This is a genomic window from Streptococcus sp. CCH5-D3, from assembly GCF_001556435.1.
GTDB lineage: Bacteria > Bacillota > Bacilli > Lactobacillales > Streptococcaceae > Streptococcus.
Window position 1 is genome coordinate 1 of the sequence record NZ_LSIW01000130.1, and the last position, 240, is coordinate 240.

1 protein-coding gene is annotated in these 240 nt (G+C 40.0%); it reads right to left on the reverse strand.

Annotation, left to right across the window (positions count from 1 at the left end):
• Positions 1-240, reverse strand: a 240-nt coding sequence (locus AX662_RS08145; RefSeq protein ID WP_197414694.1) for an SH3 domain-containing protein, incomplete at both ends; no start/stop codon positions are given.

Here is a 240-nt window from a genome sequence, read left to right on the forward strand (position 1 = left end):
CTGCATAATAGCGAACATAGTCATAACCAAGGTAAGAAATCCATTGGTGATTATCAGCTGTCAAAACTTTATCATAGATGACATGGTCACCCTTACCGAAAACAAAAGTAGGTTTGAGGTCTGCTTTTGGTTCCTTCTTAATATCTGTATCACGTGTAAAGTAGTAAGTTCCTGTCGCTGGGATATTCAAAGCACCTGTTGTGGCTTGAGTGCCATTAGAAGACTTACCATCCCCATTAC